Here is a 12300-nt window from a genome sequence, read left to right on the forward strand (position 1 = left end):
AAGTGCAGCGAAGCCCCAGCCTGCACGGCCTGTGATGCGAGACGGGCAACGTGACTTCGACTGGGAGCTGGGGACCTGGAAGACACAGCTGAAGCGCCGGCTGCGTCCCCTGACCGGTTCCAATGACTGGGTCGAGTACGAGGGCACGACAGTGGTTCGGAAGGTCTGGAACGGGCGCGCCAACCTGGTGGAGCTGGATGTCACCGGTCCGGCAGGGCACATCGAAGGGTTGTCGCTGCGCCTCTACAACCCCGAGTTCCGCCAGTGGAGCCTCAACTTCTCCAACAGCGCCAGCGGCACGCTGACCCTGCCCACGATGGGCGGCTTCAACAATGGACGCGGCGAGTTCTACGCCCAGGAAACACTGAATGGCCGGGCCATCTTCGTTCGCTTCGTCATCTCGGACATCACGCCGGAGTCATGCCGATTCGAGCAGGCGTTCTCTGACGATGGGGGCAAGACCTGGGAAGTGAACTGGATTGCCATGGACACGCGGGTGAAGAGTCGAGCTGACAAAGCGCAGTGAAGGCTCACGGCTACAGGTCGACAATGACCAGCGTCCCCCGGCTGCCCTCGCGCACGGTGTGAGGCGTCCGCGCCTCCACGAGGTACAGCTCTCCCGCGCGCACGGTGGTGGGGACACCGGACACCGACAGTTCCATGACTCCCTCCAGCACCAGCAGGGCTTCGTCGTACGGATGCGACTCCTCTTCGAGCGGCAGCGCATCCATGCGCAGCACCTTCACGTTCGCCGCGCCCACCTTCCCCAGCACGCGCGAGCGCCAGGCCTGGGGCAGCGCGGCGGATTCCGAGACGAGATTCAGCAAGGGCATGTCCTGGCTATAGCCAGTGCCGGATGACCGGGAAAGGGCTCGGAGCGCTCTTGATGGACTGTACCGGGGCCGGGCACGCGTGGCTGTGCCTTGCCCGGCAAACCTCCGTCTCGATTTTCCAGACAGCGTCTGGACAGTTGCAGAAGGCGGAGCCGCCCGCGGACTCGCCGATGGCGAAGGTGAACGGGAATCAGGCGCGGCCTTCACGGTGAGGCAGCGCGGGCACGCAGGCGCTCCGCGAGCGCGCGATTGAGGCCCTCGTAGGCGGGCCGGAAGCCTTCGATGCGCTTGCGCCCCATGAGCGTGATGATGAAGCCGGAGAAGTCCTCGCCGTGGACCAGCCGCGTTCCCGTGCCGTCCGGAGTCAGGCGGAAGTAGTGGAGGCCACTCAGCACTCCGGGCACGCCGCCCCTCCATTCGAGCGCCTGGCCGGGCTCCCAGCGCACGAGGGTGGCCTTGAAGCCGTACCGCTTTCCCGAGCCGTCCGGTGAGCTGACCTTCATCGCCACGCGCCCGCCCTGCTTCGCCTCACCCCGGGCTTCGAGCAGGAGGGGATTCCATTCGGCGTAGCGGGCGAAGTCGCTGAGGACCTGCCACACCTCGGTGGGCGTCGCGTCGAGCCGCGTCTCTGTCTCCAGCCGGACCATGGCCCCAGTGTTTCCCAGCGCCCCTTCTGATTCCAAGCCCCGGCACGTGGCCGATTCGTCCAATCGCTCCTCGCGGCTCACGCCTACCTTGCCAGGCAACCCACTTCGGGAGCCCCCCATGTGCTTCGACGCTGATTCCTCACCTCCCATCCCCAGCAACCCGCGCGTGGCCGTGAGCTCCCAGCGGCTCATGCTGACGGCGGCGGATGGCAACAGCTTCGCCGCGTTCCTCGCCGCCCCGGAGCGTGCGTCCGGCGTGGGCGTGGTCGTCCTCCCGGACGTCCGGGGCCTTCATCGTTTCTACACGGAGCTCGGGCTGCGGTTCGCGGAGAGCGGGCACACGGCACTCGTGCTCGACTACTACGGACGCACCGCCGGGACCGGCGAGCGGGACGAGGACTTTCCGTACAAGGAGCACATGGCCCGCCTCACCCCCCGTGGGCTGTGGACCGACCTGTCCGCAGCCGTCAGCCACCTGCGCTCCGCTGAAGGAGGCGCCTGCCAGTCGCTCATCACCGTGGGCTTCTGCCTCGGTGGGCGCGTGGCGATTCTCGCCGGGGCGCAGGGGTACGGCCTGGCCGGTGTCGTCGGCTTCTACTGCTGGCCCGCTGCGGGACGGGACGGCGCGCCGGGGCCGACCCAGCGCGCGGCGGACCTCGCCGCACCGGTGCTGGCGTTGATGGCGGGCGACGACCCGGGCATCCCCGCGGCGGACGTCGCCGCCTTCGAAGCAGCCCTCGCCCAGGCGGGCGTCGACCACGAGGTGGTGACGTACGCCGGTGCTCCGCACAGCTTCTTCGACGTGAAGCAGCGGGACTTCACCGAGGCCTCGGCGGATGCCTGGAGGCGCGTCCTCGCGTTCGTCCAGCGGGTCACCGCGCGGGTCGATGCCACCGCTGGAACTTCGTAGGGATGCAGCACCGTGTCCTTCCGAGCGCGGCTGCGTGACACCGGGGCTCGCACCGTGTGACACCCGGCCGGCATGAGCATGACACCCGCGCTGTCACGCGCGGCGGTTGGCGCGGTCCGCAAAGTGCACTGCGGAGGGCTGTCCTTCTCGAGGAGCCCACCGTGAAAGCCTTCTGGAACCTCTGCGCCCTTGCCGCCTTCGCGACCGCATCCACCGCCCTCGCGGGCGAAGTGAACGGCCAGTTCTTCGCGCGCTACTACGTCGACCTGAATTCGCGCAGCCCGTCCGGCACGCCCATCTACTCGACCTTCATCCCGCCGGGCGGCAGCACTCCGATTCCGTACGAGACGTTCACCATCGCCGACAGCGTGGCCGGGGTAGGCACGTGCTGGAGGGTCTCGGCCATCCGGCTCGGGACTTCCGCGGAGCAGAAGATGTGGATTCAAGCCACGCCTGGAAACTGGGTGTCGCTCGCTGATGACGTCGTCAACACCCTCGACCCCAGCGCGTACATCTACACCGCGAACCCGAACGAAACCGTCATCCGCATCGCCGACTACTCGGCCTTTGCCCCGGGCTCGCAGGGCCAGTTCCTCGTCACCCTCGATTCCATCTTCTACCCGCCCGAGACGCGCCTGCAGTCCTGCGACCGCTTCGCGCTGAGCTCTGGCTGGCCCTACGTGCGCATCAGTGCCTCGGGCGCGGTGACGTTCGTGAAGCGCCAGGGCTACCCGTAGCGACGGCTCCCCCTCCGCGAGGCAGGCAGCCAGGCGGCGGGGCAGGGCGGACGAGCGTTGCCGCACCCGGAGCCCTCATGCATGCTGGCGCGCCTGCATCCATGAGGACCGCTCTCAGACCGTTGCCCGCGCTCACCGGCCTGCGCTTCCTGGCGGCCTTCCACGTGGTGCTGTTCCACTACCTGGACCGGGACGGCCTGCCGGCGTGGCTCGCCAACACGGTGGACAGCGGCCCCAACAGCGTGACGCTGTTCTTCGTCCTCTCCGGCTTCATCCTCGCCTACAGCTACCTGGGCGCCGAGCCGGACGCCACGGTGCCCCGCCGCGCGTTCTGGCTGGCGCGCTTCGCCCGCGTGTATCCGGTGTACCTGCTCGGCCTCGTGCTCGCCGCGCCCGTCTTCGTGGGCAAGGTGCTCCAGCAGCAGGGCGTCACGGGCGAGTCGCTGCTCACCATCGCCGGCATCGGCACCGCGGTGGGCGGGCTGTTCCAGGCGTGGCTCCCTGGCGCGGCCTGCCAGTGGAACTGCCCCGGCTGGTCGCTGTCCGTGGAGGCATTCTTCTACCTGGTGTTCCCCTTCGCGGCGCTGCCCGTGCTGCGCATGAGCCGCAGTGGGCTGCGGGTGGCCCTGGCTCTGTCGGCGCTCGCGGGCGTGGTGCTCATGGGCGGCTGGCTGTACGGCCTGTACGTGGCGTCGCAGCCCGGCAGTGGTCTGGACTCCGAGGCCTGGAAGGTGGTGGGTGCGTACAACCCGCTGCTGCGCCTGCCGCAGTTCCTCTGTGGCGTGTTCCTGGGCCGGCTGTACTGCCTGCGCCCGCGAGTCTCCGTGCCCTTCGACAGGGCCATGGTGGCGGTGGGCGTGGTGGTGAGCCTGGTGCTGTTCGGGGTGCAGTGGGGCCATCTCGCGCTGTACTTCAAGGACCTGGCGTTGCTGCCCGGCTTCGCGTGCCTCATCTGGGGGCTCGCGGGTGGGACGGACCCGCTGGCGCGCGCGCTGGCCCGGCCAGGCATGGTGGCGCTGGGCGAGGCCAGCTATGCGCTGTACCTGCTGCACTCGCCCCTCAACAACTGGCTGCACGCCGTGGACGTGTACCTGCGGCTGGGCTGGTGGTCCCGGGGCCCGGTCTTCTTCACCGGGTACGCGCTGCTGTGCGTGGCCGTCTCGCTCGTCGTCTTCCGCCGCGTGGAGGAACCCTCGCGCCGCTGGCTGCGCAGCCGGCTGGCCGCGCCCGCGCGCCCGGCGTCACCGGCGTCGCTCGACGTGGGGACCGCGCGGACGTAGCGCTCACCACTCCCGCTTGAAGGGGAAGTTCAGCAGGGCCCAGAGGGCGCGGAGGCGGTGGATGGCGGGATAGGTCTCCGCCCCGAAGTGACTCTCGAAGTGCTGGCGCCTTCGCTCTTCGAGATAGATCTCGTGGATGCTGAGGGTGCGCACCTCCTCGCCGTGCCAGGTCTCGAACTCCCACGAGGCGAAGTCGTCGATGACTCTGTGCGGAGGGCCCTGGGGTGGGAGCCCCTGGATGAGGCTCGAAATCCTCCGCATGACCGAGGCATTGAAGACGTGCTTCGTCTGCTCGGAGACCCGACCCGCGCCATGGACGAGCCACGAGTGCGTGTATGTGGCCCGGCCCGAGGAGGTGAGCCGGAGCTGGACGGCGTGGAGCTCGTCCTCGAAGCCGGGCACGCGGGCCATGACCACCAGCTCGCCCTTCTTGAGCCGCTCATACGGCATGGGTGCTCCAGGTGCTCATGGGCGCTCACCGCGCAGCCGGGGGGCTTCGCGCTGGAAGGCCTCCACCAGCAGGTCGATGGCCGCCCGTACGCGCGCGGCGTGCTGGAGGTCCGGATGCACGACGAGCCACGCCTCTCGCGTGGGAAGCGCGTCCACTGGAGAGAGCCTCGCGAGGTCCGGCACCGCGTCCGCGAGGTAGCAGGGCAGCACCGTGAGCCCCAGTCCCTTACGTGCCGCCTCCAGCAGCACATAGCGGCTGTTGCTGCGCAGGGCGAACAGGGCTCCGTTCCCCGCGCGCTCCAGCCACTGCTGCTCCGGCGTCTGTGACAGGGAGTCGTCGTAGCCGAGCAGCACGTGCTCGCGCAGGGACTCCAGCTTCGGACGCCCGTGCTTGCGCACATATGCCTTCGAGCCGTACAGCGCGAAGGAGAGGTCTCCCAGCTTGCGCACGGTGAGCGCGGGCTCCTGCGGGCGGAACAGCCGCACGGCGAGGTCCGCTTCCCGGCGCGAGAGGTTGAGCACCTGCGTGGCCGCGAGCAATTCCAGGCGCAGCGCGGGGTGGCGCGCGCGCCAGTCGGGCAGGTGGGGCGCGAGCACGTGGCTCACCACCGTCTCCGGCGCCGTGACGCGCACGCTGCCGGACACCTGGACGTCCGCTCCGGCGAGCTGGCGCTCCAGCGTGGTGGTCGTGTCGTCGATGTGCCGGGCGGCCTCCACCGCCTGCTCGCCCGCGGCCGTCAGCCGCATGCCTCCGGGGGCCTTCTCCAGGAGGCGCACGCCCACGGCACGCTCCAGCGCCGCGAGCCGCCGGCCCACCGTCGCCGCGTCCACGCGCAGCTTGCGAGCCGCCGATGCGAGCGAGCCGCCCTCATGCACGGCCAGCAGGTAGCGCAGGTCATTCCAGTCCACGCCTGCATTCTCGCATGCCTGCCCCCGCGCTCCTGCCCCTTCCGCGCGGGCACCCCGGCTGGCACATCCATGGGGCCGCGCGCGGGTGTCCGCGCCGCGGACAGGAGTCCCACGTGTCCTCCGAGCTCCGGGCCGTCACGCCCCAGTCCATCCTCCAGGCGCGCGAGCGCATCGCGCCGTTCATCCGTCACACGCCGCTGGAGCCCTCCGCCGCGCTCTCCGCGCGGACGGGCGGCCGCGTCTTCCTCAAGCTGGAGTGCCTCCAGGTGACGGGCAGCTTCAAGCCGCGCATCTCCTTCAACAAGCTGCTGTACGTGGACGCGTCGACGCGCGCACGGGGCGTGGTGGCCTCCACCGCCGGAGGGCATGGCATCGGGCTCGCCCATGCGGGGCGGCGGCTCGGCGTCCCCGTGGAGTTGTTCCTTCCGCATACCGCGGATGCTCGCAAGGTGGAGGTCATGCGCCGCGACGGAGCGCGGCTCCACTTCCACGATTCAGTACCCGCCGCTCGCGAGGCGGCCCGGGCCCACGCTCGCGAGCACCAGCGCCTCTTCGTCTCCGCCTACAACGACCCGGACATCATCTCCGGCGGTGGCACCGTGGGGTTGGAGGTGCTCGACGACCTGCCCGAAGTAGACCTCGCGGTGGTGGGCATTGGCGGGGGTGGCCTCATCAGCGGCATGGGCGTGGCGATGAAGGCGCGCAACCCGCGCATGCAACTGTGGGGTGTGCAGCCCGAGGTGAGCCCGGTGCTCGCCGAGTGGATGCGCCACGGCCGGCCCGTTCCCGTGGAGTCGCGGCCGAGCATCGCCGACGGCCTGGGCGCGCAGCCCGAGCCCGACACCCTCACGCTGCCCCTCGCTCGCGAGTACGTGGACCGGGTGCTGCTCGTGTCGGAGGAGGACCTCCGGGACGCAATGGCGTGGCTGCTGGAGGAACACCAGCTCGTCGTCGAGCCCTCTGGAGCCGCCACCGTGGCCGCGTTGCTGCGCCATCCGCCCGAGGGCTTCCGCCACATCGCCGTGGTCATCACCGGCCGCAACATCAGCCGGGCCCGGTACGTCCAGTTGCTCGGTGAGCGACTCACAGCGCCGCCCGCGTGAGCTGGCTGTCGACGAGGAGATGCTTCACCCTCACCTCTAACGAGCCGCAGCCCCTCCAGCCATAGAGAAAACCTCACCTCGACGAAGGAACAATCTCTGGATGGCCCCGGCCTCCGCGCTGTTCCAGGTGCGCCACGACACTTCCCGGCCTGGGCGACTTGCATCTGCTCCGCGCCGTTGAATGTTGAGGTCAACGCGCACTTTCGGAGAGAGGGCCATGAAGAGAAGTTTCGTCGGTCGCATCGCGCTGTTCATCCTGACCAACCTCGCGGTGGTGGGGATGCTGGCCATCGTCGGTCGGCTGCTCGGCGTGGACAGCTTCCTGGCCCGTCAGGGCACGGGGCTCAACCTGACCGCGCTGCTCATCATGTCGGCGGTGATGGGCTTCGGCGGCTCCATCATCTCGCTGCTGCTCTCCAAGACGATGGCGAAGTGGAGCACCGGCGCACGCGTCATCGACTCGCCTCGCACCGAGTCCGAGCTGTGGCTGGTGCAGACCGTCCACCGCCTGGCGCGTGACGCCGGCATCGGCGCGCCCGAGGTGGCCGTCTACGACAGCCCGGACATGAACGCCTTCGCCACGGGTGCTCGGCGGGACAGCGCGCTGGTCGCCGTCTCCACCGGCCTGCTCCAAGGCATGCGGCGCGACGAGGTGGAGGCGGTGCTCGGCCACGAGGTGGCCCACGTCGCCAACGGTGACATGGTGACGCTCACCCTGTTGCAGGGCGTGCTCAACACCTTCGTCATCTTCGTCAGCCGCGTGGTGGGCTTCGTCGTGGACCGGTTCCTCAACCGCTCCGAGGACGGTGAGGAGCGTGGCGGCACCGGGCCCGCGTACTTCATCACCAGCCTGGTGATGCAGCTGCTGCTCGGCATCGGCGCCAGCCTCATCGTCGCCTGGTTCAGCCGGCGGCGGGAGTTCCGCGCGGACGACGGCGGCGCCACGCTGGTGGACGCAGGCTCCATGGCCCGCGCCCTCAACCGGCTGCGCCAGCTGCGGGACGAGTCCGCCCTGCTCCCGTCCAACATGCAGGCCTTCGGCATCCGCGGCGGCGGCATGCTGGCGCTGTTCTCCACCCACCCGCCGCTGGAGCAGCGCATCCAGCGGCTCGTGGACGGGAGCTGGCGCGGCGGCGCACGCCTCGCCACGGACGCGGCGGTCTGATGTTGAATTGCGTCTGTAGCCAGGGTGCCGGGATGGACTGACGCCCGGCCCCCTGGAGTGGGAGCAGGGGAGCGGCGGTCAGGTGTGCGCCAGCACGGGGAAGCGGTGGGCCTCGCGTGACGGGGTCAGTCCTCGCACGAAGAGGTCGGCCTCGGTGTCCTCGCCGGCCTCCACCGCGCCCGGCCACCAGCGCTCGGGCGTGAAGCCGAACCGGATGCTCCGGATGGGACGGTCAATCAGGCGCGGGAGGCTGGCGCGCAAATCGAAGGGCTCGCGGGTGAAGATGTCGTCGAGGTGCAGCGTGTCGCCCTCGACGCTCGCGGACACCCACGTGTCGGGGCCGAGCTGCCGCAGGGGCCGCGCGAAGCTGTTCGCGAAGTGCCAGCTTGCCACCGTCGAATAGCCTCGCGCGCCGAAGCGCTCCGTGGACGGATGGCCCTCGCGGGAGAGCGCGGCGAAGCGGGCCCGGACCTTCGCGTCCTCCAAATCGAGCGTGGGGGCGGGAGGTCCTTCCGGCACGGCTTCGTGCTCGGCGGCGAAGAGCGTCTGCAGCCACGGCTGGAAGCCGAAGCGCGGGTAGTACTCGCGCACCCGGGGGTTGGCGAACAGCAGCACCGGCGTGTCGCCGCAGGCCTCCAGCGCCGCGTCCATCACCACGCGCGACAGGCCCTTCCCACGGTGCGAGGGGATGCAGCCCACCGCGCCGAGCTGGAAGGCGGGGACTTCTCGCCCGTCCATGCGCAGCCGCATCCGCATCACCGAGGTGTTGGCCACCACGCGGCCGTCCTCGAAGAGGGCGAACGCGCGGTAGTCGTCATCCCACTCACCCCACTCGCGCCAGTGGCGGAAGTCGGCGCGGCGGAACACCTGGGGCACGTAGTCGCAGAACGCGGTCTGGAGCACGGTGTCGCGGGAACCAATTTCGGTGACTGGGGGGACGGGAGCAGGGCCCATGCACGGACTCTACCGTGTCATGGGGGGCCCGAGCGGCCCGTGAGCCCGGCGTGATATTGAAAATGCATGGCAGGGGTAACACGGACGTCTCGCATCACCTGGGCCTTGCTCACCGCGCTGCTGGCCGTCCCCGCGTCGGCGCTCGCGGAGGAGCGCTACGCCGTCGTCATCGGCGCCAACGTGGGCTGGGCCAACGACAAGCCGCTGCGCCACGCGGAGTCCGACGCGGAGCACGTGCGCGACGTGCTGGTGGAGCTGGGCGGCTTCTCCGCCGACCGCGTCCACCTGCTGAGGGACCCGGACACCACCGAGGTGCGCGCGCTGCTGCGCAAGATGAGCGGCTGGCTGCGCGCCGGGCGCGGGGACACGCTGCTGTTCGTCTACTACTCGGGCCACGCGGACGCGCGGCACCTGCACCTGCGCGGCGAGCCGCTGTCCCATGAAGAGCTGTACGCGATGCTGCGCGACTCGCCGGGCCGCGTGCGCCTGGGTGTGGTGGATGCGTGCCGCAGCGGCTCCATCGTGGACACCAAGGGCGGCCGGCCCGTGGCCACCTTCGAGTCCCAGGTGGTGGACGAGCTGGAGGTGAATGGGCTCGCGCTGCTCACCTCCAGCGGCGCGGATGAGCTGTCGCAGGAGCGGCGCGCCCTGGCGGGCTCCGTCTTCACGCACCACCTCGTCTCCGGCCTGCGCGGCGCGGCGGATGCCAACGAGGACGGCAAGGTGACGCTCTCCGAGGCGTACCAGCACGCCTTCCAGCGCACGGAGGCGGACACCGCGGCCACGCCGGTGCCGCAGCGGCCCGCCTTCCGCTACGAGCTGAAGGGCCAGGGCGAGGTGGTGCTGACGTGGCTGGAGCGTGCCTCCGCCACGCTGGTGCTGCCGCGCGTGGAGGGCGAGCGCTACGTGGTGGTGGACCGCGCCGAGCGGCGGCTGGCCGCCGAGGGCCGCACCCAGCCGGAGCGGGAGTTGCTGCTGGCGCTCGCGCCGGGCGACTACCACGTCAAGCGCGTGGGCGCGGAGTCGGTGGAGTCGGCGGCGGTGAAGCTGGAGGCGGGCTCGCGCGTGGCGGTGACCGGGCTGGCCTTCGAGCCACGGCCGCTGTCCTCGGGCCTGCTCAAGGGCCGCCCGGAGGACACCGGCGACCCGGCGGAATTGCGCGACTGGCGCCGCGACGAGGCGCTGCGGCTGCTGGCGGCCGGTGAGGCGCGCGCGGCGCTGCGCCTCTTCGACCAGGTGCTGAAGGAGGTGCCGGACGACGCGGCCTCGCTGCGCGGGCGGGCGCGCGGGCTGGTGCGCCTGGCCGAGGCGTACGAGCGCACGGGAGACAAGGGCCGCGAGCACCGGGCCCTGCGCGCGGCCATCGCCGCGGACCCCACGCTGCCGGAGGACCCGGACTTCCTGCGCCGGTATCAACAGCTCCAGGAAGAGGAGGCCACCCAGGCGCGCGACGAAACGCAGCGCGCGGAGGCCCTGCTGGAGTTCCAGCGCAACCCCCGGCTGGGCCGCATCTGGGGCGTGGGGCTGGACCTCTTCAGCTCGCGTGGGGTGATGGTCATCGCCGCCACCTACGTGGCACGGAAGGACTTGTTCCCTTACGTCGCGCTGGACATCGGCTTTGGCGGCATCGACGCGGGCACGCGGTGGTCGCTGGTGAACTCGCGCTTCAGCCCCTTCCTGGGCGCGGGCGTGCACGTGGGCGTGCCTGGGCTCGGGAGCGACAACGCGAGCATCGGCGTGGGTGGCAACAACATCACCACCGACCCGAAGCGACCCGGCGACATCCCCGCCGAGGAGGTCTTCAACCTCAACCTGCACCTGGACGCCGGCCTTCAGTACGTGGCCGAGGGTGGCTTCTTCATCGACGCGGGGCTGGGGCTCGCCATCTACCCGAAGGACGGCAGCCCCCACCTGCAACTCCTGCCCATCATCGGCGCGGGCTGGCTCTTCTAGTCAGTAGAGGTCGTCCGTGTCGGGCCCGGGCGGCCTGTCCCAGTCCACGTCATCCAGGTCCGTCACGGGCTGGAGCACGTAGCTGTGCTGGCCCGGATAGCCCGCCACCCAGATGAGCGGGAAGAGGAGGCCGCCGAAGAGGAGGGCGGAGATCTCGACGCTCCCGTCTCGGCGCATCACCGCGTTGAGGGGCTGGTAGCCCTCCTTCTCCAGGCGGACCGTCACCTGTGAGAACGAGGCGCGCCGGTCGGAGTACTTGCAGGGCGTGGTGCCCACGCGCTCGTTGTCGACGAAGACGGTGGCGCCCGACGGCGTGCTGCGGATGGTGGTGGTGCTCGCGCACCCCGTCAGGAGCGCGGCCGTGAAGAGGGCGCACACGCGGCGCGCGGTGGGTCGGCTCATGGGCGCTCCCTGTTCATGCGCGAGGCGTTCCAACGCTCATGGCTCCAGGGCATGCCGCGCACTGTGCGAGGCCACCAGCGGCCCTCGGGATGCCCGGGCGAGATTGCACGCCGCGCCTGTCCCCTCGCAAGTGCCGTCCACGCTCCTCCGAGTCACCACGGCCCCAGCGAGGGTTTTTCCCTCCGTGTTGTTCCCCGGAGACCTCACGGAGAGAATGGAAGGACCGCGACGTCCCACGTCCTTCCCTGCGACGGACGTGAATGCGGCGCTGACCCCGTCTCGCGGTCTGTGGGACATGCCTCCCCGGTCCTGTGGGCCTTCCACGTTCCGACATCCTCGCGGGCGGCACAGGCGTTGCTCGATGCGCCGGCCGGGGAGCGATGGACGCTCCCGGGTGCTGCCTTCGGGCAGGGAAGCGAGGTCTTCAATGCGCCAGTGGAAAGCGGGCCTTGTGGCGGCGGTGATGGCGGGCGTGGTGGGCGTGGGCTGTGGCAGCGAGGCGACGGTGGAGGACTCCGCGCAGAGCGCGACGGAGCGCTACCTCAACCAGATGGGGGAGGACTCCGGCCAGCAGTGTGGGAAGAAGATCTGCTTCGACCCCATCGAGCGCGACAAGAACATCACCCACATCTTCCTCGACTTCGGCGATTGCCCCGTCAGGGACTTCCGCGTGTTCCTCAAGACGGAGTCTCGCGGCACCGAGGAGGTGACGGACCGGCTCAAGACCAACGGTGGGCCATGCCAGGAGCTCAACGCGGACTACCGCTTCGAGGTGCAGGGCCCCGACAAGGTGGCCCAGGTGTGCATCATCTTCGAGGACTACCTCCCGGGCGACGTACGCATCGGCGCGAAGTCCGCGGACGATTGCCGCTATGAGGGTGCCGACAGCCTGCGCGCGTCCCTGGGGTACGAGTGCCGGAAGTGCGAGTGCAAACACTGACTCCGCCGTGAGTCCCC

The 12300-nt window shown here is 70.3% G+C and carries 14 protein-coding genes; 8 read left to right on the forward strand and 6 right to left on the reverse strand.

Annotated elements, in window-relative coordinates:
• Positions 1-34 precede the first annotated feature (34 nt).
• Complete coding sequence (locus G4D86_RS31135) at positions 35-526, forward strand: hypothetical protein (RefSeq protein WP_240360561.1); 492 nt, start codon at positions 35-37, stop codon at positions 524-526.
• A 10-nt stretch (positions 527-536) separates the two neighbouring features.
• Here the strand turns inward: G4D86_RS31135 and G4D86_RS31140 are convergent, their stop codons facing one another.
• Positions 537-833, reverse strand: a complete 297-nt coding sequence (locus G4D86_RS31140; RefSeq protein WP_163997709.1) for a cupin domain-containing protein — start codon at positions 831-833, stop codon at positions 537-539.
• A gap of 203 nt (positions 834-1036) precedes the next feature.
• A complete protein-coding gene (locus G4D86_RS31145; protein WP_163997710.1) occupies positions 1037-1480 on the reverse strand; it encodes an SRPBCC domain-containing protein in 444 nt (147 codons plus the stop codon).
• Positions 1481-1598: 118 nt separating this feature from the next.
• Here G4D86_RS31145 and G4D86_RS31150 point away from each other — a divergent pair, with 118 nt between their 5' ends.
• The 3 genes from G4D86_RS31150 to G4D86_RS31160 all read left to right on the forward strand — a co-directional run bounded on the left by G4D86_RS31150 (position 1599) and on the right by G4D86_RS31160 (position 4407).
• Positions 1599-2390: a dienelactone hydrolase family protein gene (locus tag G4D86_RS31150; RefSeq protein ID WP_163997711.1), complete on the forward strand. Its 792-nt coding sequence runs from the start codon at positions 1599-1601 to the stop codon at positions 2388-2390.
• A 161-nt stretch (positions 2391-2551) separates the two neighbouring features.
• Positions 2552-3127 (forward strand): hypothetical protein, encoded by a 576-nt coding sequence (locus G4D86_RS31155; RefSeq protein ID WP_163997712.1) that lies wholly within the window; start codon positions 2552-2554, stop codon positions 3125-3127.
• A gap of 101 nt (positions 3128-3228) precedes the next feature.
• The gene (locus G4D86_RS31160; RefSeq protein ID WP_163997713.1) at positions 3229-4407 is read left to right on the forward strand and encodes an acyltransferase family protein; all 1179 of its coding nucleotides are present in this window, start codon (positions 3229-3231) and stop codon (positions 4405-4407) included.
• A 3-nt stretch (positions 4408-4410) separates the two neighbouring features.
• On the opposite strand, the gene G4D86_RS31165 is transcribed toward G4D86_RS31160, so the two are convergent.
• Both G4D86_RS31165 and G4D86_RS31170 read right to left on the reverse strand, forming a co-directional pair.
• Positions 4411-4857, reverse strand: a complete 447-nt coding sequence (locus G4D86_RS31165; RefSeq protein ID WP_163997714.1) for a hypothetical protein — start codon at positions 4855-4857, stop codon at positions 4411-4413.
• Between the two features lie 15 nt (positions 4858-4872).
• Positions 4873-5766, reverse strand: a complete 894-nt coding sequence (locus G4D86_RS31170) for a LysR family transcriptional regulator (RefSeq protein ID WP_163997715.1) — start codon at positions 5764-5766, stop codon at positions 4873-4875.
• 113 nt (positions 5767-5879) lie between these two features.
• On the opposite strand from G4D86_RS31170, the gene G4D86_RS31175 reads away from it, so the two are divergent.
• Positions 5880-6869, forward strand: a complete 990-nt coding sequence (locus G4D86_RS31175) for a threonine ammonia-lyase (RefSeq protein ID WP_163997716.1) — start codon at positions 5880-5882, stop codon at positions 6867-6869.
• A 217-nt stretch (positions 6870-7086) separates the two neighbouring features.
• Positions 7087-8034: a protease HtpX gene (htpX, locus tag G4D86_RS31180; protein ID WP_163997717.1), complete on the forward strand. Its 948-nt coding sequence runs from the start codon at positions 7087-7089 to the stop codon at positions 8032-8034.
• A 78-nt stretch (positions 8035-8112) separates the two neighbouring features.
• On the opposite strand, the gene G4D86_RS31185 is transcribed toward htpX, so the two are convergent.
• Positions 8113-8988 carry a GNAT family N-acetyltransferase gene (locus G4D86_RS31185; protein WP_163997718.1) on the reverse strand — a complete coding sequence of 292 codons (876 nt, stop codon included), beginning with the start codon at positions 8986-8988 and terminating at the stop codon, positions 8113-8115.
• Between the two features lie 66 nt (positions 8989-9054).
• Here G4D86_RS31185 and G4D86_RS31190 point away from each other — a divergent pair, with 66 nt between their 5' ends.
• Positions 9055-10941 carry a caspase family protein gene (locus G4D86_RS31190; protein ID WP_163997719.1) on the forward strand — a complete coding sequence of 629 codons (1887 nt, stop codon included), beginning with the start codon at positions 9055-9057 and terminating at the stop codon, positions 10939-10941.
• Here the strand turns inward: G4D86_RS31190 and G4D86_RS31195 are convergent, their stop codons facing one another.
• Positions 10942-11343 carry a PEGA domain-containing protein gene (locus tag G4D86_RS31195; protein ID WP_163997720.1) on the reverse strand — a complete coding sequence of 134 codons (402 nt, stop codon included), beginning with the start codon at positions 11341-11343 and terminating at the stop codon, positions 10942-10944.
• Between the two features lie 427 nt (positions 11344-11770).
• On the opposite strand from G4D86_RS31195, the gene G4D86_RS31200 reads away from it, so the two are divergent.
• The gene (locus G4D86_RS31200) at positions 11771-12283 is read left to right on the forward strand and encodes a hypothetical protein (protein WP_163997721.1); all 513 of its coding nucleotides are present in this window, start codon (positions 11771-11773) and stop codon (positions 12281-12283) included.
• Positions 12284-12300: the final 17 nt, after the last annotated feature.

Source organism: Pyxidicoccus caerfyrddinensis (genome assembly GCF_010894405.1).
In the GTDB taxonomy this organism is placed as follows: domain Bacteria; phylum Myxococcota; class Myxococcia; order Myxococcales; family Myxococcaceae; genus Myxococcus; species Myxococcus caerfyrddinensis.

Coding starts and splice junctions, on each gene's coding strand:
- G4D86_RS31165 (WP_163997714.1), bottom strand. CDS start 4,857: ATGCCGTATGAGCGGCTCAAGAAGGGCGAGCTGGTGGTCATGGCCCGC.
- G4D86_RS31140 (WP_163997709.1), bottom strand. CDS start 833: ATGCCCTTGCTGAATCTCGTCTCGGAATCCGCCGCGCTGCCCCAGGCC.
- G4D86_RS31150 (WP_163997711.1), top strand. CDS start 1,599: ATGTGCTTCGACGCTGATTCCTCACCTCCCATCCCCAGCAACCCGCGC.
- G4D86_RS31135 (WP_240360561.1), top strand. CDS start 35: ATGCGAGACGGGCAACGTGACTTCGACTGGGAGCTGGGGACCTGGAAG.
- htpX (WP_163997717.1), top strand. CDS start 7,087: ATGAAGAGAAGTTTCGTCGGTCGCATCGCGCTGTTCATCCTGACCAAC.
- G4D86_RS31185 (WP_163997718.1), bottom strand. CDS start 8,988: ATGGGCCCTGCTCCCGTCCCCCCAGTCACCGAAATTGGTTCCCGCGAC.
- G4D86_RS31160 (WP_163997713.1), top strand. CDS start 3,229: ATGAGGACCGCTCTCAGACCGTTGCCCGCGCTCACCGGCCTGCGCTTC.
- G4D86_RS31195 (WP_163997720.1), bottom strand. CDS start 11,343: ATGAGCCGACCCACCGCGCGCCGCGTGTGCGCCCTCTTCACGGCCGCG.
- G4D86_RS31145 (WP_163997710.1), bottom strand. CDS start 1,480: ATGGTCCGGCTGGAGACAGAGACGCGGCTCGACGCGACGCCCACCGAG.
- G4D86_RS31190 (WP_163997719.1), top strand. CDS start 9,055: ATGGCAGGGGTAACACGGACGTCTCGCATCACCTGGGCCTTGCTCACC.
- G4D86_RS31200 (WP_163997721.1), top strand. CDS start 11,771: ATGCGCCAGTGGAAAGCGGGCCTTGTGGCGGCGGTGATGGCGGGCGTG.